The sequence below is a fragment of the Hymenobacter sp. GOD-10R genome (genome assembly GCF_035609205.1).
Taxonomy (GTDB): Bacteria; Bacteroidota; Bacteroidia; order Cytophagales; family Hymenobacteraceae; genus Hymenobacter.
In genome coordinates, this window is sequence record NZ_CP141184.1 from 4,050,664 (window position 1) to 4,072,505 (window position 21,842).

Here is a 21,842-nt window from a genome sequence, read left to right on the forward strand (position 1 = left end):
GTCCATCTTTCTTGATTAGGTTATGCTGAAACTGAATGTCTTAGCCATCGATGACGAGCCCCTTGCCCTGCGCGTCATCACGAGCCACGTGCGGCAAATTCCGTTTTTGCACTTGGTAGGCACCACGACGCAGCCTTTAGACGGGCTCATGCGCGTGCAGCAAGGCGGCATCGATTTGGTATTTCTTGATATTCAGATGGCTACGCTCACCGGACTACAGTTTCTCCACCTCCTGCAAGGCAAATGTGCCGTCATTCTCACCACCGCCTACCCGCAATATGCCCTTGATGGCTATGAGTATGCCGTGGCCGATTACCTGCTCAAGCCCATTGCGTTCGACCGTTTGCTGAAAGCCGCGCAACGCGTATATGCCCAAGCTGCCACTCGGCCAACACCTAGCCCGCCGGAGCTGCCCAAGTGCTTGTTCGTGAAGACCGACCACCGTTTGGTAAAGGTTGATTACGCTGACCTCTGGCACATTGAGGGTGGCAAGGACTACGCTACCGTTGTTACCAGCACCGAAAAGCTCCTGACGCTGATCAGCTTAAATCAGCTCGCCGAGCAGCTGCCGCACCCGCAGTTCTTGCGCGTGCATAAGTCGTACATCGTGGCCTTGGACAAGATCAGCGTGGTAGAGCGCCAACGCATTTACACCGACAAGGCTGTGATACCCATCGGTGACACGTACCGGGCGGCATTTACCAGAGTGGTAGAGGGGCGCTAAGCAAACCTAGCTTCCGGTAGGACGAAGTGCGACATGCCTTATCCGTTGGAAGTTGGCTTTAATCTGCTGTGTCAACAGCTAGCTTCATAATAGCTGCTGCTTGGCTGATAGAGTCCTGATAGCCTATGTGTTGCCTTACGCTTCTATGCGGATTGATAAGAAAGCAACGCTATATTGACCGGCCAATAGCTCCTCTCAGACGTTCTTTTTGCTATGAAGCCTCTTGCTTTGCTGCCTTTGCTAGCCTTGTCCTACCTATCGCACGCCCAAGCGCCACAGCCCTTATTCGCCCAACCTACTCCGGCTCAGGCGAAAGCCGATGAAAAGCTCTTCAACAGCAAGGCGTGGAACACGCCTTACAAAACCAACCTGAGCGAAGACGAGAAAGTAGCTGGCTTGTCGAAGTTTTGGGCAGAGGCCAAGTACAATTTTGCCTTCTTCGACAAGGTTCCGACCCTCTCATGGGATAGTCTTTATCTAGCTTACCTGCCCAAGGTGCGCGCTACCACTTCCATGCTGCGCTATTATGAAGTGTTGCAGGAAATGTGCGCTCAGCTTCACGATGGGCATAGCAATGTGTACCCGCCCGAGGAGCTTTTTGCGGAAGCCTTCGAAGCACCACCCGTTCGTACGGCCCTTATTGAAGGCAAAGTAGTTCTAACTGAGGTCCGTAGCCCTAGCTTGCGCCAACAGGGCGTGGTACCAGGGGTAGAAGTGCTAGCCATCGATGGCGTGCCTGTACGAACATACGCTCAGCAGCGGATAGCGCCTTACCAAAGCGCTTCTACGTCGCAAGACCGCGAGATGCGGACCTATTCCGCGCGCCTTTTAGCGGGTGCCGCCAACCAGCCCGTCACGCTGTCATTGCAAGATGCGAAAGGCCGCCAGTTTACCCGAACCCTAGCCCGCAGCGGCTACTCGGATGCCCAGAGCAACCAGCCGCCGCTGTTAGAAGTCAAGGTTCTGAAGGGCAACATTGGCTACGTAGCACTCAACTCTTTTGCCGACAAGGCCTTGCTGACCCAGTTCGCGGATGCCTACCCACAACTAAAACAAACCAAAGCCCTTATCCTCGATGTGCGCCGCAATGGCGGCGGCAACAGCGACATCGGCTTTAGTATTCTGAAGTATTTGCTCGACAAGCCTTTCCAAACCACCGTGTGGCACACTCGCGACTATCGGCCTTCGTACCGACCTTGGGAACTGCCCGAGCTATGGTACGGGGAAGCCGAAGCGCCCGTATCACCCCAGGGTGCCACTCCCTACGCCGGAAAAGTAGTGGTGCTGACTAGCGCCCGCACGTTCTCGGCCGCCGAGGACTTTGCCGTGGCCTTCGATTACGCGAAGCGTGGCCTCATCATCGGCGAGCCTACGGGCGGCAGCACCGGTCAGCCATTGTCCTTTAGCTTGCCCGGTGGCGGCTCAGCCCGTGTGTGCACCAAGCGCGACACCTACCCTGACGGGAAGGAGTTCGTCGGGGTAGGCGTGCAACCCCAGCGCGTGGTGCATCCTACCATCAGCGATGTGCGCGCTGGGCGTGATACCGTGTTGGAATCAGCCCTACACGAAATTCACTAGTAGTGTAAACCTAGGTTGCTTAGGCTACTCTAGTGCCTGTTAGCTAGACACTTGCAGGTGCATTGAGCGTTGCTTAGGAAACAACAAAATACTTGAATAAGACTGCTCATTTGCTTAAAAGCGCCTAATGGGCGCCAGAACGGCATCCCTACACCGACACCGCATTGCCCGCTTCTAAGCGCTGCTGATGCTGCAGGCCCCACGCTTTCAGGACCTCAATGACGGGGTCGAGCGTGCGCGCATAGGGTAGCGCGTGGTATTCGACCAGCACCGGCGGACCGGGGTGCACCGTGCGAGCAATGAACTGGTGAGCTTCTAAATCCTTCAACTCCTTGGCCAGCACTTTGGTGGAGATACCCGGCACGCTGCGCTCCAAGCCGCGGAAATGCCGGGTGCCGGCATTGAGCGCCACAATGATTTGCAGCTTCCACTTGCCATTCACGACCAGCAGCGCGTTGCGCAAGGCCTGCATCGTTTGGACACATTCAGAGATTTCGGGTTTAGTCATGGAAGTAGAGGGAAGGTTACAAGGCATTACTAGGTCTGATTACCTGCTGGTAATCAGGCTACCAGGGCGTAATCTGAAGTGGCGGCAAGGTACAAACAAACGTTTGACTGATTACTTGAGGTAATCTGAGTACCAAACTACACGCTTGGCTACTCAGTGGGTGGGCAGTCGTTCGTGGTCGGTAGGCCACGGGCAGCTAGCTCGCAGTGTATCACCTCTTTTACTCCCTTTTTTATGCAGATTCTGCAAATCATTTCCAGCGCCCGTGGTGCTGAGTCGTACAGCACGCAACTCAGCCAGGGCATCATCGACAAGCTGTTGGCCGCCCAGCCCGGCAGCAGTGTCGTCGTGCGCGACGTGGCCAAGGCCCCATTCCCACACCTTGAAGAGGCGCACCTCCAAGCCTACTTCACGCCCGCCGAGGGCCGCTCGCCCGAGCAACAGGAAGCCGTGCGTCACTCCGACGAGGCCATTGCACAAGTCATGGCCGCTGATGTTCTGGTCATTGGAGTACCGTTCTACAACTTCAGCATTGCCTCCTCGCTCAAGTCGTGGCTCGACCATCTCACGCGGGCGAACATCACCTTCCGCTACACGCCCACCGGCCCGGAGGGGCTTATCAAAGGCAAGAAGGTATACCTAGCCCTGGCCAGCGGCGGCATCTACTCCGAAGGGCCGATGCAACCTTATGATTTTGCCACACCTTACCTGCGCTGGATGCTCGCCTTCCTTGGTCTGACCGACGTAACCGTGGCCAGGGCCGAAGGGGTTAAGCTGCCCGAGTTTCAACCTACTGCCTTGCAAAAGGGCATTGACAGCGTAGCCGTATAAAGGAGCAATAAAGCAGCGCTGAAGAAGCGTTCTGCCAATAATTGGTCCCAGTCGTTGCTCTCTCAACCGGAGCAATGGCTGGGACCAATTCGTTCTATTAAGAGGCCACTACTGCCCTCATAAGTTCAGGTGTTATGGAGGTGCAAACAACTAGCGCAAATCGTTGGCCGATGCCTTGACAGCGCCCATAATACCGCCCGCGTGTCTACTGCTTGCTCCTTATTTTTCTGCCTGCCCCGTGGCAATCCACGGCTGCTGCGTGCCCCACGTGCGGTTAGGCTCGTCGGCGGCCACGAATACCAGCGTGCCACCAGCCGCCAGCTCTTGGTGCGTGAGCCAGTTGCGGTTCAGAGGCTTGCCATTCAGGCGAGCGGCTTGGATGTAGCGGCGGGCCGGCGCGTAGTTTTCCACCTCGATGACCAGGGGCTGCTTTGCCGCTACTTGTAGCTTGATCTGCCGGAACAAGGGCAGGTTCAGGTAGTACACAGGTTGGCCCACGCAGGCCGGCATCAGGCCGCAAGCCGTTAGCACGTACCACGCCGACATGGCGCCTGCATCGTCGTCCATGGTGCGCAGGTAAGCTTGGGGCTGGTTCTGGTAGATGCGCCCGATGTAGGGGTCGATGCCGCGGCTGTTATCGTTGAAGTAGTGCTGCACCACCGTGTCGGCGGCGAGTTGGTGCATGAGTGCCTGCGACTTCCACGGCTGCTGCGTAGCGTTATAGAGCGTGGGGGCTTGCAGGTCCGTTTCGTTGGCGTGGTTGTAGTAGTCGCCGGCAAAAAACGCGTCGAGCTGTTGACGAAACGCCTCCTCACCGCCCATCATTTGCTGCAAGCCCTTGATGTCGAAGGGCACATTCCAGCGGTACTGCCAGATGGTGCCCTGGTACAGCCCCCGAGTTGGCAGGCGGTCCACGTCGGGGCGCGTCATGTCCTGAAAGTCCTTGCGCCAGTAGTCTTGGTACTGCAACGCCTTTTGCCGGTACTTGGCGCTCAAGGATTTGTCCTTCAGAATACCTAGGATTTCGGACAGCGCCCATGCGTCGTACGACGACTCTAGCGCCTTGTCGGGGTGGGAGTAGTCGAGCCGCTCGACTTCGCTGATGAGCGAGTCGCGAATGCCGCGCAGGTCGACGGCGTACCCTTTGCGCACCGCGTCCAGCAGCACCACAATGGCGTGCTCGGTGCGCACCGTGGGAGAAGGCTCGTGCTGCGTAGCAAAGTTCTTTTTGCCGTAGCGGTACAGGTTGGCCAGCGAGGGCGCAATATCCTGAAACTCGTTGGGGTAAGCCAGCGAGAACAGCGGCAGTTGCGTGTGGTAGTTGTCCCAGATGGCCCATCCGTTATACACCGGCCGCTTCGACTTTTGCAGCGATCCATCGATGGCCCGGTACCGCCCGTCTGGCTCCGACACGAGGTAGGGCGACTGCAAGGTGCGGTAGAGCAACGAGTAGAACAGCCCTTGGCGGTCCGCTTCGCCCTGCACCTGCACGCGAGCGAGCTGGGCATTCCAGGCTAGGCTGGCTGCCCGGCGCACCTCCTCGAACGAGGTATGGGCCTGCCGCTGCACCGTAGCTTGCGCATCGGCAACACTCACGGAGGAGAAAGCCACGCGCACCTCCACCTCGGCGGCACCTGTGGCGGGCAGGCGGACCAGCAACTGGTGCGCCCCGGCCGCCGTCCACTGCGCCGGCTGATTGAGTTCGAGGTAGTAATAAAGTCGGTACGTACCCGCGCTGCACGTCGTGCCGGCTTCAATCCAGCCGCTGAGGGCAGCATCTTGCGTGGCGTGTTCTTCCTGCTTAAAGCCGTTGGCCAAGGAGTGCGCTAGGTCGAGGTACAGCGTCCGCTCAGCGCCAGCGGGGAAGTGGTAGCGGTGCAAGCCAAAGCGCTGGCCTACGGTTAGCTCGGCGCCTATGCCGTTGGCAAACGTGACACTGTAGTAGCCAGGTTCGGCTTGTTCGCTCTTTTTGAGCAGTTGCGTTTGTTGCGGGTCAGGACCTAGGCAAGGCTTTACGAGCAGGTTACCGCCCGCGCCTTGGCAGCCCACCCCTTCGAAGCGCGTGTGCGTGAACCCTAGGAAAGTACGGGCTAGGTGCTCGTAGCCGGTGTGCGTGTTGGGGTACGTCTGCGGCCCCAGGCTGAGCATCGAGAACGGGTAAGAAGCCGCCGGCGAAAGCTGCCCGTGGTCACCAGACGTCCCCAGAAAAACATTGACTTGCTGGGTGGGTGTTTGAGCTAGGGTAGGAAAACAGATCAGCAGGAAAAAGAGCCGGAGTAAATAGCGCATGAAACGGCAGGGTAAAAAGAGAGTCGAACGGGCAGGGAGGACAACGATAAGTGGATGGCCGTGCCAGCAAGTACCAGCCAGACTAATGCTAAAGCTAGTAGCTAGTTCCCCTCCTTTTTTAAGGAGGGGTTCAGGATGGTCTGGCTAGGGCTAGAAAGCTAGCTTCTACTCATTGTTCAACGACAAGGAACCACCCCTAGCCCCTCCTTAAAAAAGGAGGGGAACTAGCTTTAGCTTTTAGCTTTAAACTTCTTTGTCACTTGTGGTAGCTACAAGTACCAATTGACCATTTGCTTCCAGGCTGCCGGGTTATGAGCCTCCCCTTCCCACACATGCAGCTCATGGTCGATATGCTTGGTTTGGAGCTGCTGGCTCAGGAAGAAGTTATCTGCCAAGAACGCATCTTCCGCCCCGATAGCGAAGGTGATATCTAGGCGGCGGAGGTGCTGCAAGTAGAAGTCGTCGCTGAGCTGCGGGATGTAGCGGTTGGGCGTGTTCAGGTACACGTCATCATCTACATAGCCTTGGAATAAATCGGCGAACGTGGCCATGGACTGGGTCAGGTCGTAGCGGCCACTCATGCCCACTACCCGGCCGAAGCGCTGCGGATGCCGAAAAGCTAGGTTCACGGCGTGAAAAGCGCCCATGCTACAGCCCGCAGCTATCAGAAACATGTTGGGGTTGAGGCTTTTTGAGAACGGCAGCACCTCGTCCAGAATGTAGCGCTCGTACTGCAAGTGGCGCTGAATCCGCTCGGCCGGGTGCTTGGCTTTGCAATACAGGCTTTCCGCGTCGATGCTATCCACGCAGTAGAGCTGCAAGAACCCGCTTTCGATCTTAGGCCGCAGAGCTTCCACCACGCCCCAGTTCTCATAATCGTAGAAATGCGCCTTCCGCGTAGGAAAGAACAAGACCCGCGCACCCGCCGTCCCGAAGACGAGCAGCTCCATGCGCCGATTCAAAGCCGAACTGAACCATTCGTGGTACTCGCGGTGCATACGGGTAGGCGAACTACAAGTGGAGAGCATATCGGATCCGGAAAGTGGTGCCTAGGTCTGCCCAGGCGGGGGCAGCATACGCGCTAGCTGCGCCCCGATTTCTCGCTGCCACAGCGCGTAGCCTTGCGGCGAGAGGTGCAAGCCATCGGGGTCAAAGAGCGCGGATTGGGGCTGGCCTCGTTCGTCCAGCATGTGGTGGTAGAGGTCGAGGTAATAGAGCGGGGTGCCCTGCTGCTCGATCAACTGCCCGATGCAGTAGTTGGCGTACTCGATGTTGCCGCGCAGGTGCTGGCGGGCGATGCTAGGCTTAATGGAAATAAAGCACACGGGGATTTTGCCTAGCGCTGCCTGCACGCGCGCCAACAGCTGCTCAAAAAACAGCACCACTTCCTCGGGGTTGCGGCCGTCACCCAGGTCGTTGTCGCCGGCGTACACGAAGAGGTAATCGGGTTGTTGGCGCGGCACAACCCGGGCGAAAAACCAGGCGCAGGCCGCCAACGTCGACCCGCCAAACCCTAGGTTAACGGCCTCAATCTGCGGGAAGCACCGCTCCAGTTCCTCCCCCCAGCGGGTGAAGGTGGAACTGCCATAAAACACCACTTTCGGCCGATCGGACTTGGTTGCTGGCTTCTGCTCCAGGCGTCGGATATCGTCTTGGTACCACTGCATTTGTTCTGGGAAAGCGCTGAGCGCCGGCTAGCCGCTCGGGCTCAGGAAGAAGATCTTTCGGCGGCGACAAAGCAACCTTCTTCTTCGGCAAAGGTCGGCCGGAAAGAAGGGCTTCGTCATTACGCCATCATTACGAGTAGATGACGTTTGAGCTAACGGACGATCATTATGGCCCTGAGTTGCACAGCCGTGGTGGGTTTAAGGGAGTGCGCCGCATAGAATACTCGATTCATTAAGCCAGGGCTAGCCCAACCAGATCGGGTTTGTTAAGGCTAGCATCTCGCCCTGAGGCGTGCGCACTTCCACCCGCACGTACTTCGTCGCACCGGCCGGAACGGTCCAGTGCCAAGTGGCAGCTTTGCCGATGGCAGCTTGCTCCGTGAACAGAACGCCCTTCTCCCCGTGCAGCGTCACGACTGCCTGAGCGGGTATTTGCTGCAAGGTAAAAGCTACTTGGACCTTTTTCCCAACCACAGCAGGCAGCCGGTCACCTAGGTTGGCGGTAGCGGCGCCGGCAGTAGCCGTTAGGGTCAACCTCAGCTTGTTATCGGCACTCAGGTAGGCATTGCCCTTCCGCAACCCTTGCATGATCCCGCTGCGCGACAAGCTTTTAGCCTTCACCACGGTTTGGGGTCGACCGAGCTGGTTGGGAGAAGGCGCCGCTGTGTGCGTGTCACTATCGGCCACGGCCAGCTTAGCCGTGCCGGCACGCAAGAGGTCGTCCCACCACTTCAGCGCGAGTTCGTCGAGGGCATCCCACTGACCGTTCCAGACTTCGATGCCATCAAAGTCCTTGACATCAAACCCGAAGCCGTTGATGCACTCCTTGGTGTAAAAAGCGTGGTTGATGATAGCCAGGCCGCTATCGGCGTGCACTTGGGCTAGGTATTTTGTTACGGCTTTATCCTGGGAGGTGTAGCGCCACTCGATGAGCGTGGTGGGCGACAGGCCCATGGCATTCCAGTGCCCGAAGGCCGTGGTGGTCACTTCCTCCCCGTTAATAATGAGCAGGTTCTTAGGCGCGTACTTGCCCCAGCTCAGGTTGGCGCTGTTAGTGTTGTGCTCGGTCGAGACGATGAAGTCTAGGCCTTGGGCCACGGCTTCGTTCACTAGCTCTTGCGGGGTGCGCTTGCCGTCAGAGTGCAGCGTGTGCATGTGCAAATCGCCGCGGTACCAGCCGGGTTGATTGTTTACCGAAGCCGGCGCGGGCATTAGTTGGAATGCCGGTTTATCGGGGCCGGGCACTAGCGATACGGCTAGCTCCCAGTCAATTCCCTCCGGCAAAATCGTGGAAGGATAAATTAGAATGTGCCAGCGGCCGGGCTTGATCTTGCCGGGTATGTACCCCGTGGAGGCCTCCTGCGCATTGAGAAAGAACTCCGTCTTCGCCCCACCCGACCAGCCCCGGAAACCCGCCGTATTACCCATCTGGTAGCCCTCTGGCCCGTAAATACCTAGGTTCAGAACGTTCTTTCCTTGCTGCGAGTAGATTTCCTTCACCCGCAGCTCCGCAATGCCCGTCGGCACGTCGATGGGCACGTACACCAGCTTGAACAGGCTATCCGCGGGGATGTGCCCCTTCTTGCTGATACTAGTAACAGACTGAGCTGTTGCTAGGTGCGCTAGCGCGAAGCTCAGCACACCTAGCAACAGCAGGAAACGCTTCGTAACTCGCATGCTCTCCTACTTGCCGGCTGTATTCTTAGCAAATACCGGATCGGGCCGGAAATACTTGCCGTCGGAGAAACTGATGACGTAGTCGGATTTGAAGTGCGTGCTCTTCTGGTAAAAATCGGTGCTGATGATCTGCGCACCCGATTTCATAGCCGCTTCAAAGCTGCTCTTATCATTCTTGCGCGCTTCCTGCGTATCGCTGTCGGCCCGCGTCCGGATGATGTAGCCTTTTTGGACTAGCGCCTGAATGGCAGCTAGGTCCTTTTTGGCGTTGTTCATGATGTGAATCGCGGCCTCGGGCGTGCCCGGCTCGGCATCGGCGAACAGCACCCGGCCTTTCAAGGAAGGATGGCCGGCGATGTACGTCGCGCGCTTCTCGCCTATTTCATCCAGAATAAAAATGTACTTGCCCCGCGCTTGCTTCAACGTTGGCCAATTCTGGTGCAGCACGGCGCTTTCCAGCGTCTCGTATTTTCCCCGCACCTGATCGGGCGTAATGATGTTTTCCCGACCTAGGTTATCGATGATTTCCTTGTCCAATTGGTCGAATACGGCGGCGGTAAAGGGCTCCGGCACCGTAAAGCCCGGCCGGCTCATGGCCTCCGATTTGGCGTTCATGGTAATGAACACGGGCGGGTGGTCCGGGTGTGCTGCCGAAAAGCGCTTGAGCTCCTGCAAGCACATTTTGAACGTAGGGCAGTTGCTGCGGAAGTCAATATCTTGAATGTGGAACACCTTGAAGCCCGGCTGCTTCATCACGCCTTCCGTGTCGTAGGCCGGCTGGCCAGGAGCTAGGTCTAGACCTTTAGGGTGGGCGTATTTGCCGCCTTGCTGGTCGGCATACACGTCAATTTCCAGAGCGGACAGTCCCATACCTAGCTGCTCGCTCAGCGACAAATGGCTGTAATCAATCTTGCTCATGCTCACTGAGTCATTCTTCTGGAGCATACGAAACAGCTTCGGGTCAATGGCTTGCTTGTAGCTGTTGTGCGAGCCAATCACCTGTATTTTGTTGATCGGCAACTCATCATCCTTAGCAGGTGACAGAAAGGAGGAAATCAGGAGAAGACTGGACAGTGAAATGACCTTCATGTTGGCTGAGTTATTTGATACCAGAGCTAAAAAGCTAAGGTTAGAAAACTAAAGCTAAGCTCCCCTCCTTTTTTAAGGAGGGGTTGGGGTGGTCCAGTTAGAGCTAGAAAATAGAGCTAGGTTTTAGCCCTGATATCGTTCAACGACCTTAACCACCCCGCCCTTCGGGCACCCCTCCTTAAAAAAGGAGGGGAGTTGAGAACCCTAGACCTAGCTTTTAGTATCCCTCGTTCTGCTTCAGATTGGGGTTGAGCTTCAGCTCGTTGGTGGGCACCGGGTACAGGCGGCGGAAGGTGCTCTTGTCCATTTTCAGGTTGTCATTCGGCAGTGGATATTCTACCTCAAACTGCCCGAACCGGATCAGGTCGTTGCGGCGCCACCCTTCCCAGTACAGCTCACGGGCTCGCTCGTCGGGGATGCCGTTTAGGGTGATGGAACCAGCCGTTTGGGCCCCGGAACGCGCCCGGATTTTGTTGACTAGCACCAAGGGCGTTTGCAGCTCGCCGTTGATGGAGGTGGCGGAGGCACCACGCAGGATGGCTTCCGCTTTCATCAGCATCACGTCGGCGAGGCGGAACACGGGTACGTCATTGCTATTCAGGCGGGTAGCTTGGATGATAGTCGGATCGGGATAGTACTTGATGGAGCGCACACCTTCCGACTGGCTGGTGAGGGTGTTGCCTAGGTCCATGGGCTTGGGCGGCACCAGCGTCAGCACCGGATCAATCACGATTTGCGTGGTCGTGCCGGGGTAGTACACCGGCGTATTGGTGAAGCCACCGTTGCCGTCGGGCACGAACTGCGGGCCGGCTAGCCACGTTTTGGTGCGGAAGTCGCCCAGCAGATTGAAGCGGTTGTAGAACTCGGGCGTGGTGCTCATGGCAATGCTCAGGCCCACGTTGAAGCCATAGGCCTGCGTGAGATAGTAGAAGAAGCCAAAGCGCGTGAACTGGTTACCAGGGATTTGCTGATCGTAGGGAATGGCGAAAATTGTCTCGTTGATCTGCGGGCCGTTGTTGGGCAGGAAGATGTCCCGGTACTTGGCATCGAGGCTGTAGTTGCGATTAGTCTGCACGCTGTCGGCCATGCGCACCACGTCGGGGTAGCGCGGTGTGCCCACGTACACCTCCGAGTTGAGGTACATCTTTGCCAGCAGCGCAAACACCATCCCCTTGGTCGGGCGACCGTATTGCTGGGTGTTCGTGGAGAGTGAGTTCGTTTTGGCCGGCAGCTGCTTCACTACGTCAAGCAGTTCCGTTTCGATGAACTTGTACACTTCCGACCTAGGTTGGGTGGCCGGCGGGTCGTTCACGGGGTACTCCGTCACGATGGGCACGTTGCCGTACAAGTCCATCAGGAAGAAGTAGTACAAGGCGCGCATGGCCCGGATTTCAGCCAACTTGGTGTTCAGTTCGGTCGCGTTGAAGCCGAAGTTGTTCGTAATCGGCAGCAGGCGGTTGCAGGTCAGAATGCCGCTGTAGGCCCACTGCCAAATGCCGAGCACGTTGGGGTGGTCGGGCGTCCAGGTGTGGTAGTGCAACTGCCGGTACTGCCCGCCATCGTCGAAGTTGCCGTCGCGGGCCGGGATGATGGCCGCGTCGGTCGACATTTCCTGCATGCGCCAGTACGGCACGGCGTAGCTCGACGACAGGTTGGCGTAAATGGCTCCTACCGAGGCGTTGTAATCGGACAAGGTTTTGGGGAAGTTGGACTCCACAAATTGCGACTCGACGGGCACATCTAGTTCGCAGGAGCTGGTGAACAAGGCCAGCAGGCCACTAATGAGCAGTAATGCTTTATTTTTCATACAAGTACTTTCAGCAAGCAAGAAGCTAGGTTCTTAAAACGAGGCGTTTAGCCCCAGAATCAGCGTGCGCGTTTTCGGGTAGAAGTTATTGTTGTCGATACCCGGGGTCAGACCGCCGATGTTGATTTCGGGGTCGATGCCACGATACTTGGTGATAATGAACAGGTTGTTGCCGGTCACGTAGAGGCGGATAGCTTTCACCGCGGGCACTTTCGGACGAATCGTGTAGCCGAGCGTGGCGTTGTCGAGGCGCAGGTAGGAGCCGTCTTCCAGGAAGCGGTCGGAGATGAGGTAGCCGTTGATGTCGTTGAACGATTCGCCCAGCGTGAAGCGCGGAATGTTCTGGAGCTTCGAGTCGGCGGGGTTATTCAGGGAAGCTAGGGTGGCGTTCAGGATCTTATTGCCGGTTACCCCGCGCACCAAGAAGTTCAGATCGAAGCCCTTGTAGCTGAAGCTGTTGTTCCAACCGTAAATCAACGTCGGCTGGGCGCTGCCGGCGAGGCGCTGATCAGTCGTGAGGGGCTGCGTGGCCGTGATGCTGCCGTCGGCTTTCTGGTAGGTGCTCACGCCCGCTTCGTTTTTGCCCATGTAGTGCCACAGCATGAACGTGCCGAGCGGAGAGCCGGGCTGCACAATCTGGCTGTAGTTGCCCGACTGGCCCTTCCCCCCTAGCTGCGCCGTCTGGATGTAGGGAATGGTAAACTGCCCCGCCGACAGGTTGTCGATGTTGTTTTTGTTATGCGAGAAGTTGAGCGAGGACGTCCAGCGGAAGTTATTCGTGCGAACCGGCACCACGTTCAAGGCCACTTCGATGCCTTTGTTGGTCATGCGGCCCACGTTGGCGGTGTAGGTGGTGTACTGAAACTGCGTGGAAGACACCGGCAGCGCATCGTTGATCAAGTCGCTGGTTTTCTTGATGTAGTAGTCAACCGAACCCGTGATACGGTTATCCAAGGCGCCGAAATCAATACCGATGTTGGTGGTAGCGGTGCTTTCCCACTTCAGGTCGGGATTTTCATTGCGCACGGCGTTCACCACGTTGGCGATGGTGCCGTTATTCAGGTATTTGCTGCTGCCCGGCGGCGTGCCGTAGATCAGGATGGACGAGAAGGCGTCGAAGCCTTGGCTGTTACCCGATACCCCGTAGCCCGCCCGGATTTTCAAATCGGTCAGAGCCGGCAAATCCTGCATGAACTTCTCGTTGATCACGCGCCAGCCTAGGGCCACCGTGGGGAAGTAGCCGTAGCGGTTGTTCTTACCGAAGGCCGAAGAACCGTCGCGGCGGATCGAGGCCTGGGCTAGGTACCGGTCGCCGTACTGGTATTGCACGCGGCCGTACTGCGAGATGAGGCGAAGCGTGGAAATGGGGTTGTTAGTAAAGGCAATCTGCGAAAGCGAAGCCGGGTTCGACAGGTACAAGTTGTTGTAGCTGAGGGCGTCGTTGGCGAAGTTCTGGGTCGTGATGCCGAAGCCGTCGTTGGTGCGGTCTTGCTGATAGGAGTAGCCAGCCAGCAACTTGAAGCTATGCAGCCCTAGGTCGCGGTCGTAGTTGAAGTACGACTCCACCACGTCGTTCGTGTTGAGGTATTGGTTGCGGCGAGCCACCCCACCTAGGTTTACCGCCAGCCCCGACTTGCTATTCAGGTAGCTGCTGAAGTTGTTTTGCGTTTTCTGCGTAGCACCCGTCAGCGTGAATTTTAGGCCTTTCAGAATATCGACCTGCACCACCCCATTGATTAAGGATTTATTATCCTTGGTCACATACGTATTATTATCAACGAGCGAAAGTGGATTAAGCGGGCCGCTACCCGTGCGGGTATAGTTTTCTTTGTAACTACCATCCGGATTAAAAGGGCTTACCGTTGGCAGATAAAATAGCATTCCGGATAACACGTTGGTTTGCGGAATATCATTTTGATTGGTGGTACTATTAATAAAATTAATACCTAGCTTCAGCCGGTTATTAAAGAAACGTTGATTAACGTAGCCGCGCAGAATAATACGCTCTAGCGAAGTGCGGCGCAAAATACCGTTATTCTTGAGGTAATTGGCACTAGCGCCGTAGTCCGTATTATTAGCAGCGGCGCCAAACGACAGATTGTGGTTGGTAGAATAGCTGGTGCGCTCTACTAAGTCCTGCCAATTGGTGTTCGAGCCATCGTCGTCAGCCGGATTAGCTAGCGGTTTTACCTTGTTATCGGCTAGGTATTTCCGCAACTCATCTGCGGTTAGCATGTTGATGCGCTTGGACACTTTCTCGACCGCGCCGTACGTGCTGTAGGTCAGCCTAGCTTGACCGGCCTTCGACTTTTTGGTGGTAATGATAATGACCCCATTGGCCGCTCTTGCGCCGTAAATAGCTGTGGAAGAAGCATCTTTCAAGACCTCAATGCTGGCAATATCATCAGGAGCTAGCAGGTCGATAGAGGCGCCGGGCACGCCGTCAATCACGTAGAAGGGCTCCGTGACGCCGCCATTTACCGTGCGAATGGTAGAAGGGCCGCGCAACACGACGGAAGGCCGCTGGTTGGGGTCACCGCTCTTAGTGATGTTCAGGCCAGCAACTTTGCCTTGAAGCAGCTGCGCTGGGGTCGTCAGCACCCCTTGGTTGAAATCCTCGGACTTGATGGTGGTTACCGAGCCGGTGATATCCTGCCTCGTTGACGTACCGTAACCAATTACGACTACGTCACTTAGCTGCTTGGCATCGCTGGCTAGGGCAACGTTGATAACGGTTTGCGCGCCTACTGTTACTTCTTTGGCTACCGTTCCGATGGCGGAGAACACCAAAACGTCGGTGGGCGCAGCAACTTCAATTGTATAAGTACCATCACCGCCAGCGGCCACGGCTTTGTTGGAGTCTTTCAATCGGATGGTAGCACCCGGTAGCGCCGTATTCTTCTCGTCGGTTATCGTGCCTTTGACGGTTTGTTGCGCGAATGCAACTGTTGACAACGTCAGAAATATCAGCAGTACGAATGCCCGCTGATGCAATTTCTTTAGAACAATTGTCGAGTGTTTTGGAGGGTAGTATTTTTTCATTGGCCCTTGCTTAGTCTTTTAAAACTTCTGCAAAGCAATGGCCTAGCTATTACCTTAAGGTTAACGGTAGATTACCAATCTACTTGAAGTAATAATCATTTGGATTATTCTACTAATGCCTACATACGGCAATTTTTCTTTTAAATAAATTTACCTTATTCATTAGACACGGATCAAAGATTAACTTAGTATTAAGCAAATATATTTATCTCATGAACTTTGTTTTACACAAGCGCATCTAAATTCTTATAAGTATTTAGTAAAACAATAATACCGCAGTAATAATTACGGAACCCAGCAACCAGTACCTTCGCGTCTTTGTAGCGTAAATTTTGGCCTTACCTGAAGCGCAGCTCATGAAGTGTACCCGCCTTTTTACCCATCTTATCTTGTTCGGTTTCTGGGTTGTCTTTACGAGTTGCTCTACCCAAAAACCTCCGCAGACATCGGTAAGCGCGGAGCAGGCACGGATGCACAGCCCGTACGACGACAGCACTCTGAACAACAATGTGTTGCCCGTACTCATGCCGTACAACCGGTTGATTTCGCCAGCGGGCAAAACCATCGTGTACGGCAGCTCGAACCTAGAAAACCATAGCCTGGACGTGCGGCTGGTGCCGCAAATGCCTTTGCTGGCCGTGGAAGACCGCTACGGCGTGGCCCTGCTTGACACGGTCAAGCGCAACGTGGCAGCCCGCTGGACTTACCTCGACGATGCCCGCTACAAAGGATTTATGAGCACGTACTCAGGCCTGAAAGTGCAGCCGCAAGCCGATGGCGTTCACCTCTTCTGGAGCGCAGCCAACGGCCAGACGCACGAGTCCTACGTGCTGGAGGCCGTGTACACGGGGGGCAAGATCAAGACCCGGCGGCACTTCTCTTTTGCGCCGGTTGCCTCTCCTCTCGCCCTGCCCAATGACCTAGCTCTCACGACGGAGAACGGCCAGAACTACCTCTACGTGGTGCTCAATGGCAACAATCAACTCGTGAAGCTGGACCTCGCTACGGAGCAAGTTGTGTGGACCAAGCCCACGGGCGTCGCGCCCTACGGCATCACGATAGCCGGGCAAAAAGCCTTTGTCAGCAACTGGGCTGGCCCCGTCCCGACCGATACGGTGCGCCGCGAGGTAGCCGGCGTGCCCTACGGCAGCGCGTACATCGAGCCCCGCACTGGTGCCATTGCCCAAGGCACCATCACGGTTCTGAACCTAGCCGATGGTCAATTAGTAAAAGAGCTGCCGGTTGGGCTCCACCCCAACGCGCTTATTACCAGCCCCGACGAGCAGTTTGTGTATGTAGCCAACGGTAACAGTGACCAGGTTTCGGCCATTGCCGTGGGCAGCTTGCAGGTGAGCGAAAGCATAACGGTGCAGCTCATGCCGGGACAACAAGGCTTCGTAGGCGACACGCCCAACGCCCTAGCCCTCGACCCCACGGGCACTACTCTGTACGTAGCCAATGGCCTCGACAATGCCGTGGCGGTTGTGAAGCTAGGTCGTCAAGCTTCGCGGGCGGGCGCTGAAGGCGCAAGCCAAGTGCAGGGCTTTATTCCGACGGAAGCGTATCCCGGCGGTTTGGCGCTTGGCACGAACTCCTTGTTCGTCACGAACATAGAAGGGGAAGGCGCACGCGTCAGCAACCAGGACATGCTGCGCGAAAGAGTTGATTTGGAAACTGCGCTGCGTGGTAGCGCCACCATCTACAACTCCCACCACCAGAAAGCGACCGTTTCGCTGATTCCGCTGCCAACCGCTGCCCAACTGGTGAGCCATTCGGAGAAGGTGCAAAAGCTCAACTTAACGTTTCGTAAAGACCTAGCTCGCCTCCTGCCCCGCGAGAACGTGGCACCTAGGCCCATGCCCGAGCGCATTGGGGAGCCGTCGGTGTTCAAGCACGTTATCTACATTATCAAGGAGAATCGCACCTACGACCAAGTGCTGGGCGACATGCCCGAGGGCAAGGGCATGAAGTCGCTATGCATATTCGGGGACAGCATCACGCCCAACCAGCACCAGCTAGCCCGCGACTTCTTGCTGCTGGACAACTACTATGTATCCGGTAAATCGTCGGCGGAGGGGCACCAGTGGACGGATGCCGCAATGGTGACGGATTACGTGGAGAAGAGTGTGCGAGCCTGGTTTCGGAGCTACCCGCACGTGCAGGAAGACGCGCTGGTGTACAGCACCAACGGCTTTATCTGGAACAACGCCGCCGACCACGGCAAGACCGTCCGGATCTATGGGGAAGCCAGCAAGCCGCACTACGACAACAGCTTAACCTGGACCGACATCTACAACAACCGCAAAGCCGGCAAGCCGTTCGTATTCACGAACACTAGCACTATTTCCCGGGTGCGCCCCCTCCTCTCCCCCCTCTATCCTGGCTCCGACGATTTAAAAATCACGGACCAAATTCGGGCCGACGCCTTTATTAAAGAGCTGGAAGAATACGAAAAGCAACCCGGCGACGCTTTCCCGGAGCTGACGGTTATGGCCCTTTCCACCGATCATACGGTGGGCACCCGGCCCGGCTTCCCGACGCCCAACGCCATGGTCGCCGACAACGACCTAGCCCTTGGCCGAATGATTGAAGCCCTGACCAAGAGCCGCTTTTGGAAGAACACCGTGGTATTTGTGACTGAGGACGACTCCCAAGCTGGCTGGGACCATGTGTCGGCTTACCGCACCACGGGGTTTGTGGTGAGCCCCTACAGCCGCTTGCAGAAAACCGTTTCGACGAACTACAACCAGACGTGCATTGTGCGCTCGATTGAGCAGATCCTAGGTATTCCGCCCATGAACATCATGGATGCCACGGCGTTGCCCATGTTCGACTGCTTTGCCGATAAGCCAACGGCCAAACCCTTCCGCAGCCTGAGCAACCGCGTGCCCATCGACCAAATCAACCCGCCACTTTCCAAGCTAACGGGCGCAGCGCTCCGGTTCGGCCGCCTTTCCCTGCGACCTGAGTTCGACCACATCGACAGCGGGCACGACGATCTGATGAATCGCATTATCTGGTTTGCCACCAAAGGCAAGCAGCGCTACCCCGCGTCTATGGCCGGCAAGGACGAAGACGATGATGACGACTAAGGCGCGCTATACCATCCTAGATTCCTGCAGATAAATTTCGCGCATCAAGCCGTGTGGTTTAGGGTGGTTGATCACTTGTCGAATAACGACTAAATCTCGTTTTCTAGCTTCCAAGCAAAAGCCCCCGGCTGCTCAGCAACCGGGGGCTTTTTGGTTCTTCTCGTAACCTAGACTTCTCTCCTTAGCCTTGCAGCAGAGTGGGCATGATGGCAGCTAGAGGAACGCGACCAGCGACATAACGGGCCAGCAAAATATTCGCCGTTGTGCTCAACGGTGGCACCCCACAGAGTTCCAGAGCAATTCGGATGCTCAATAACCGGCGGCTTGTGGAGGGCACTGCCGGAGCTGATACGGGTGTGTCGGAAGGCGACAAGTGGCAATGGTTGAATAAGATGTTGGTCATGGTTGCGCGATAAGTGACGAGAGCCAAGCACCTGTTGAAGTACCCAGGGCAGTGTGCTGCTCAGATGAAGAAAAAAGCTAGGCGGCCTTGTCCCAAGCGAACTGCTTGGAGGAAGCACCTAGCTCCCGGGTTTGCCGTGAAGGCGCCGGAAACGCTAGCTCCGTTGTGGGCGGCGCTACAGGACTTGCCTGGGTAGTGAGGTGCCGTTTCTGGCGATAGTTGAAACGACCGTTCCGGTACTGAAAGGTCGTTTTCATATGAAAAGGCTGGGCGCGGTGCTAGTCGGAGTAGCTGTTTGCGCCGGGCGGATGAGAGCCGCTAAACGGAGAAGCCAATGGGCGCGCGAGGTTTGCTTGCGGTTGTTCATAGCGTAGAACGATTGTCGCGACAAAATTCGGCGTCTTAGATTACCTCAATGTGCCGATGCTGTAACGGTTTGGTGAAGCTTGCTGGCCACTTGCCTTGCCGCGGCCGAACATCAAACCCTAGGCTGCCTCGTACGGCCCTTCAAGCACTCTTCCGTTACCTAGCTCACCAACACAGTCCTGCTCAACGCACATCGAGGTAATGATTGAGGAGTTGTAGTAGCAGGCCACGGCCTTCCTGAACCTGATAAGTTTCGCCGGAGTTGTAATCTACTTGGATGAGCGGATCTACCAGATGCAGCAGGCGGAGCCATTCCGTGGTGGGCACTTGCAAAAAGACACCTTCCGCGAAAACCGTCCACCGTAACGCCTGCAGAATAGCATATTGCGCCGGAACCGGAAAAGCCAAGAACCGTTTGGACACGACAGAAAAAGGAGCAGCAGGTTCTACAAGCAGCACGATACGCGTTTAAGTGGATCTGGCGACAAATGCGGCGACAAATCTACCACTCGTGGCCGTTGAGCTTATCGGGCAGAGGTTATCATTCCATTATGCCTGCATAGCAAGGCACTGCCACTATCTAGGTAGGTAAAACGTGGAAACTAGCGGTACGAAACGTATACCGGCGTGTAGCGGAACGGCGACCCGCACTTGGCGCAGTCCTTTAGTAGCCTGGTGCTCTTCGCAACCTTTCGCAAACAGCACGTGACAGGTAAGGCCTTCTCACTGTTGGCAGTCGGGAGGCATGGGCTACCCTTGTGGCGGCGAATCACGTAGATTTGTTTGCGTAAGGCTACCTTTCGTCATCAAAAGTGTTTAAAGGTGGCTTCCCTCATCTACTTGGCAAGGATATGCTCTTACGCTCGTGCGGGGTATTCAGAGACTAGATGAAGGAGCCCGCACTGATTTCTCATTCGAAAACCGCTTCCAGACGCTGGAAACTTAGATTACACGCTTATGTTTGATATGATGGGCATGATGGGCAAGGTGAAAGAGCTGCAAGAGAAAATGCAGCAGGCCCAGAGCGAAATGCAATACATTACCGCCACCGCGGAGTCGGGGGGCGGCTTGGTGAAAGCAACAGCCAACGGCGAACGGCTCCTGCTAAAGCTGGAAATCGACGAAACGCTGCTCACCGACCGCGACATGCTCGCCGACTTGGTAGTAGCCGCCGTGAACAAGGCCATACAGGAAGCCGGCGAACAAGCTCGCGAATCGTTGAAAAGCAAAACAGCTGGCCTGATGCCCAATCTGCCGGGCCTCGACCTAGGCAACTTTGGCCTCTAATACCCGCGCGGTGGATTGCACCGATATTGCCATTGTCATTATGAACTGGAACGGCCAGGAGCTGCTGCGACAGTTCCTGCCTTCCGTGCTTGCTTACGCCGATGGCGCCCGCGTCATCGTCGCCGATAATGCCTCCACGGATGATTCGGTGGGCGTGCTGCGCCGAGAGTTTCCAACGGTAGAACTGATTCAGCACCCCGAAAACCTAGGTTTTTGCGAGGGCTACAACCAAGCGTTGCGCCAGGTAGACGCCGCATTTTACGTGCTGCTCAACTCCGACGTGGCCGTGACGCCGGGCTGGTTGCAACCCATCCGCGCACTGTTTGCGGAGCGCCCTACCCTAGCGGCCTGCCAGCCCAAAATCCGTTCGTACGCTGCTCCCGAGCAGTTTGAGTACGCTGGCGCGGGCGGGGGCTACCTCGACAAGCTAGGTTACCCCTTTTGCCGCGGCCGCCTCTTCGATACGATCGAAACCGACACCGGCCAGTACGACGATGCCCGGCCGGTGGCGTGGGCTACGGGTGCGTGCATGATGGTGCAGGCGGCGGCCTGGCACGCCATGGGCGGGCTGGAAAAGGCATTCTTTGCCCACATGGAAGAAATCGACCTGTGTTGGCGCCTGTGGAATGCCGGCTACGAAGTCTGGTACCAAGGAAGCAGCACGGTGTATCACGTTGGGGGCGGCACGCTGCACAAGTCCAATCCGCGCAAGACCTACCTGAACTTTCGCAACGGGCTAGCACTAGTGTACAAAAACCTACCAGAGCCGGAGTTGCGTAGCGTTTTAGCTACGCGGATATTACTGGATTGGGTAGCAGCCGCGCGGTTTCTGGCGCAGGGAGCTATTGCCGACGCACGCGCCATCCTGCGGGCCCATCGTGATTTTCTAAAAGACCGATCTTACTGGAAAAAACGGCGGCAAGAAGCGCAACCTAGGTTGCGCTTGGCCGAACGGCCAGGAACGTATCCCGGAAGCCTCGTATGGGCCTACTTCGTGCAGAGCAAGCGTACGTTCTTGGAGCTGGCTATTCAGCCGACTACACAACAGGAAAGCTACAAGCTAGTAGCCAACAGCTAATAGCTTACAAATCCCAAACGGTGCTCCGCTGTCGGCGCATGGCTCGGCGCACGTTTAACCAGAATGCCAGGGCAAAGTATAATACCACCGGCGAGCCAAACGTGAAAAAAGAGGCATAAATGAAGGAAAGCCGCACACTGCTGGTGGAGAACCCCAACCGGTTTCCCAGAGCATTGCAGACTCCAAAGCTCTGCTTCTCGATGAAATCAGTTATCCGCTTCATACTTATCTCCTTTACACTCCTTTACAGATAATTAGCGTAGCTAACACTCCTTAAAATAAAACGAAACCTAGCAGCTTACAAGCACATCGGTAGCAAATCACGCTAATTTTCGTTTCTGCAATGCAGCTTTGCATTTGTTCTTCCGATATTCCGCGCCGCCTTTCGCCTGTTTGTTCCTTAT

General features: G+C 56.3%; 18 protein-coding genes. 6 read left to right on the plus strand and 12 right to left on the minus strand.

Annotated features, from left to right (window positions below):
• The first annotated feature begins 22 nt into the window (after nt 1-22).
• Entirely contained in the window at nt 23-724 is a 702-nt protein-coding gene (locus tag SD425_RS16100; RefSeq protein WP_324670961.1) for a LytTR family DNA-binding domain-containing protein, read from the plus strand.
• 213 nt (nt 725-937) lie between these two features.
• The gene (locus SD425_RS16105) at nt 938-2,302 is read left to right on the plus strand and encodes a S41 family peptidase (protein ID WP_324670962.1); all 1,365 of its coding nucleotides are present in this window, start codon (nt 938-940) and stop codon (nt 2,300-2,302) included.
• A gap of 148 nt (nt 2,303-2,450) precedes the next feature.
• On the opposite strand, the gene SD425_RS16110 is transcribed toward SD425_RS16105, so the two are convergent.
• Nucleotides 2,451-2,810 carry a helix-turn-helix domain-containing protein gene (locus tag SD425_RS16110; RefSeq protein ID WP_324670963.1) on the minus strand — a complete coding sequence of 120 codons (360 nt, stop codon included), beginning with the start codon at nt 2,808-2,810 and terminating at the stop codon, nt 2,451-2,453.
• A gap of 234 nt (nt 2,811-3,044) precedes the next feature.
• Between SD425_RS16110 and SD425_RS16115 the strand changes: the two genes are divergently transcribed.
• Nucleotides 3,045-3,641, plus strand: coding sequence for an FMN-dependent NADH-azoreductase (locus tag SD425_RS16115; protein WP_324670964.1), 597 nt, complete (start codon nt 3,045-3,047; stop codon nt 3,639-3,641).
• A gap of 219 nt (nt 3,642-3,860) precedes the next feature.
• Here SD425_RS16115 and SD425_RS16120 read toward each other — a convergent pair whose 3' ends face one another.
• The 7 genes from SD425_RS16120 to SD425_RS16150 form a co-directional block, all read right to left on the minus strand.
• A complete protein-coding gene (locus SD425_RS16120; protein ID WP_324670965.1) occupies nt 3,861-5,930 on the minus strand; it encodes a glycoside hydrolase domain-containing protein in 2,070 nt (689 codons plus the stop codon).
• Between the two features lie 269 nt (nt 5,931-6,199).
• Entirely contained in the window at nt 6,200-6,958 is a 759-nt protein-coding gene (locus tag SD425_RS16125) for an esterase family protein (protein ID WP_324670966.1), read from the minus strand.
• A gap of 21 nt (nt 6,959-6,979) precedes the next feature.
• Nucleotides 6,980-7,597, minus strand: a complete 618-nt coding sequence (locus SD425_RS16130) for a GDSL-type esterase/lipase family protein (protein WP_324670967.1) — start codon at nt 7,595-7,597, stop codon at nt 6,980-6,982.
• A gap of 243 nt (nt 7,598-7,840) precedes the next feature.
• Entirely contained in the window at nt 7,841-9,274 is a 1,434-nt protein-coding gene (locus SD425_RS16135; RefSeq protein ID WP_324670968.1) for a CehA/McbA family metallohydrolase, read from the minus strand.
• A 6-nt stretch (nt 9,275-9,280) separates the two neighbouring features.
• Nucleotides 9,281-10,363: a phosphatidylinositol-specific phospholipase C1-like protein gene (locus SD425_RS16140; protein WP_324670969.1), complete on the minus strand. Its 1,083-nt coding sequence runs from the start codon at nt 10,361-10,363 to the stop codon at nt 9,281-9,283.
• Between the two features lie 217 nt (nt 10,364-10,580).
• Nucleotides 10,581-12,170 carry a RagB/SusD family nutrient uptake outer membrane protein gene (locus tag SD425_RS16145; protein ID WP_324670970.1) on the minus strand — a complete coding sequence of 530 codons (1,590 nt, stop codon included), beginning with the start codon at nt 12,168-12,170 and terminating at the stop codon, nt 10,581-10,583.
• Nucleotides 12,171-12,203: 33 nt separating this feature from the next.
• Nucleotides 12,204-15,125, minus strand: a complete 2,922-nt coding sequence (locus SD425_RS16150; RefSeq protein ID WP_324670971.1) for a SusC/RagA family TonB-linked outer membrane protein — start codon at nt 15,123-15,125, stop codon at nt 12,204-12,206.
• Nucleotides 15,126-15,568: 443 nt separating this feature from the next.
• Between SD425_RS16150 and SD425_RS16155 the strand changes: the two genes are divergently transcribed.
• Nucleotides 15,569-18,304 carry a bifunctional YncE family protein/alkaline phosphatase family protein gene (locus tag SD425_RS16155; protein ID WP_324670972.1) on the plus strand — a complete coding sequence of 912 codons (2,736 nt, stop codon included), beginning with the start codon at nt 15,569-15,571 and terminating at the stop codon, nt 18,302-18,304.
• 181 nt (nt 18,305-18,485) lie between these two features.
• On the opposite strand, the gene SD425_RS16160 is transcribed toward SD425_RS16155, so the two are convergent.
• The 3 genes from SD425_RS16160 to SD425_RS16170 form a co-directional block, all read right to left on the minus strand.
• Nucleotides 18,486-18,707, minus strand: coding sequence for a hypothetical protein (locus SD425_RS16160; protein WP_324670973.1), 222 nt, complete (start codon nt 18,705-18,707; stop codon nt 18,486-18,488).
• Between the two features lie 77 nt (nt 18,708-18,784).
• Entirely contained in the window at nt 18,785-18,964 is a 180-nt protein-coding gene (locus SD425_RS16165; RefSeq protein ID WP_324670974.1) for a hypothetical protein, read from the minus strand.
• A gap of 292 nt (nt 18,965-19,256) precedes the next feature.
• The gene (locus SD425_RS16170) at nt 19,257-19,496 is read right to left on the minus strand and encodes a hypothetical protein (RefSeq protein ID WP_324670975.1); all 240 of its coding nucleotides are present in this window, start codon (nt 19,494-19,496) and stop codon (nt 19,257-19,259) included.
• A 534-nt stretch (nt 19,497-20,030) separates the two neighbouring features.
• On the opposite strand from SD425_RS16170, the gene SD425_RS16175 reads away from it, so the two are divergent.
• Both SD425_RS16175 and SD425_RS16180 read left to right on the plus strand, forming a co-directional pair.
• Nucleotides 20,031-20,360, plus strand: a complete 330-nt coding sequence (locus SD425_RS16175; protein ID WP_324670976.1) for a YbaB/EbfC family nucleoid-associated protein — start codon at nt 20,031-20,033, stop codon at nt 20,358-20,360.
• The gene (locus SD425_RS16180) at nt 20,350-21,438 is read left to right on the plus strand and encodes a glycosyltransferase family 2 protein (protein WP_324670977.1); all 1,089 of its coding nucleotides are present in this window, start codon (nt 20,350-20,352) and stop codon (nt 21,436-21,438) included. Before SD425_RS16175 ends, SD425_RS16180 begins: the two co-directional genes overlap by 11 nt.
• A gap of 4 nt (nt 21,439-21,442) precedes the next feature.
• Here SD425_RS16180 and SD425_RS16185 read toward each other — a convergent pair whose 3' ends face one another.
• Nucleotides 21,443-21,661 (minus strand): PspC domain-containing protein, encoded by a 219-nt coding sequence (locus SD425_RS16185; protein WP_188814505.1) that lies wholly within the window; start codon nt 21,659-21,661, stop codon nt 21,443-21,445.
• Nucleotides 21,662-21,842 lie beyond the last annotated feature (181 nt).

What these genes read in the sequence shown, in the direction of transcription:
- SD425_RS16135 (WP_324670968.1), bottom strand. Translation starts at nt 9,274, where the DNA reads ATGCGAGTTACGAAGCGTTTCCTGCTGTTGCTAGGTGTGCTGAGCTTC.
- SD425_RS16165 (WP_324670974.1), bottom strand. Translation starts at nt 18,964, where the DNA reads ATGAAAACGACCTTTCAGTACCGGAACGGTCGTTTCAACTATCGCCAG.
- SD425_RS16145 (WP_324670970.1), bottom strand. Translation starts at nt 12,170, where the DNA reads ATGAAAAATAAAGCATTACTGCTCATTAGTGGCCTGCTGGCCTTGTTC.
- SD425_RS16125 (WP_324670966.1), bottom strand. Translation starts at nt 6,958, where the DNA reads ATGCTCTCCACTTGTAGTTCGCCTACCCGTATGCACCGCGAGTACCAC.
- SD425_RS16120 (WP_324670965.1), bottom strand. Translation starts at nt 5,930, where the DNA reads ATGCGCTATTTACTCCGGCTCTTTTTCCTGCTGATCTGTTTTCCTACC.
- SD425_RS16130 (WP_324670967.1), bottom strand. Translation starts at nt 7,597, where the DNA reads ATGCAGTGGTACCAAGACGATATCCGACGCCTGGAGCAGAAGCCAGCA.
- SD425_RS16105 (WP_324670962.1), top strand. Translation starts at nt 938, where the DNA reads ATGAAGCCTCTTGCTTTGCTGCCTTTGCTAGCCTTGTCCTACCTATCG.
- SD425_RS16155 (WP_324670972.1), top strand. Translation starts at nt 15,569, where the DNA reads ATGAAGTGTACCCGCCTTTTTACCCATCTTATCTTGTTCGGTTTCTGG.
- SD425_RS16100 (WP_324670961.1), top strand. Translation starts at nt 23, where the DNA reads ATGCTGAAACTGAATGTCTTAGCCATCGATGACGAGCCCCTTGCCCTG.
- SD425_RS16110 (WP_324670963.1), bottom strand. Translation starts at nt 2,810, where the DNA reads ATGACTAAACCCGAAATCTCTGAATGTGTCCAAACGATGCAGGCCTTG.
- SD425_RS16115 (WP_324670964.1), top strand. Translation starts at nt 3,045, where the DNA reads ATGCAGATTCTGCAAATCATTTCCAGCGCCCGTGGTGCTGAGTCGTAC.
- SD425_RS16160 (WP_324670973.1), bottom strand. Translation starts at nt 18,707, where the DNA reads ATGACCAACATCTTATTCAACCATTGCCACTTGTCGCCTTCCGACACA.
- SD425_RS16175 (WP_324670976.1), top strand. Translation starts at nt 20,031, where the DNA reads ATGTTTGATATGATGGGCATGATGGGCAAGGTGAAAGAGCTGCAAGAG.
- SD425_RS16140 (WP_324670969.1), bottom strand. Translation starts at nt 10,363, where the DNA reads ATGAAGGTCATTTCACTGTCCAGTCTTCTCCTGATTTCCTCCTTTCTG.
- SD425_RS16185 (WP_188814505.1), bottom strand. Translation starts at nt 21,661, where the DNA reads ATGAAGCGGATAACTGATTTCATCGAGAAGCAGAGCTTTGGAGTCTGC.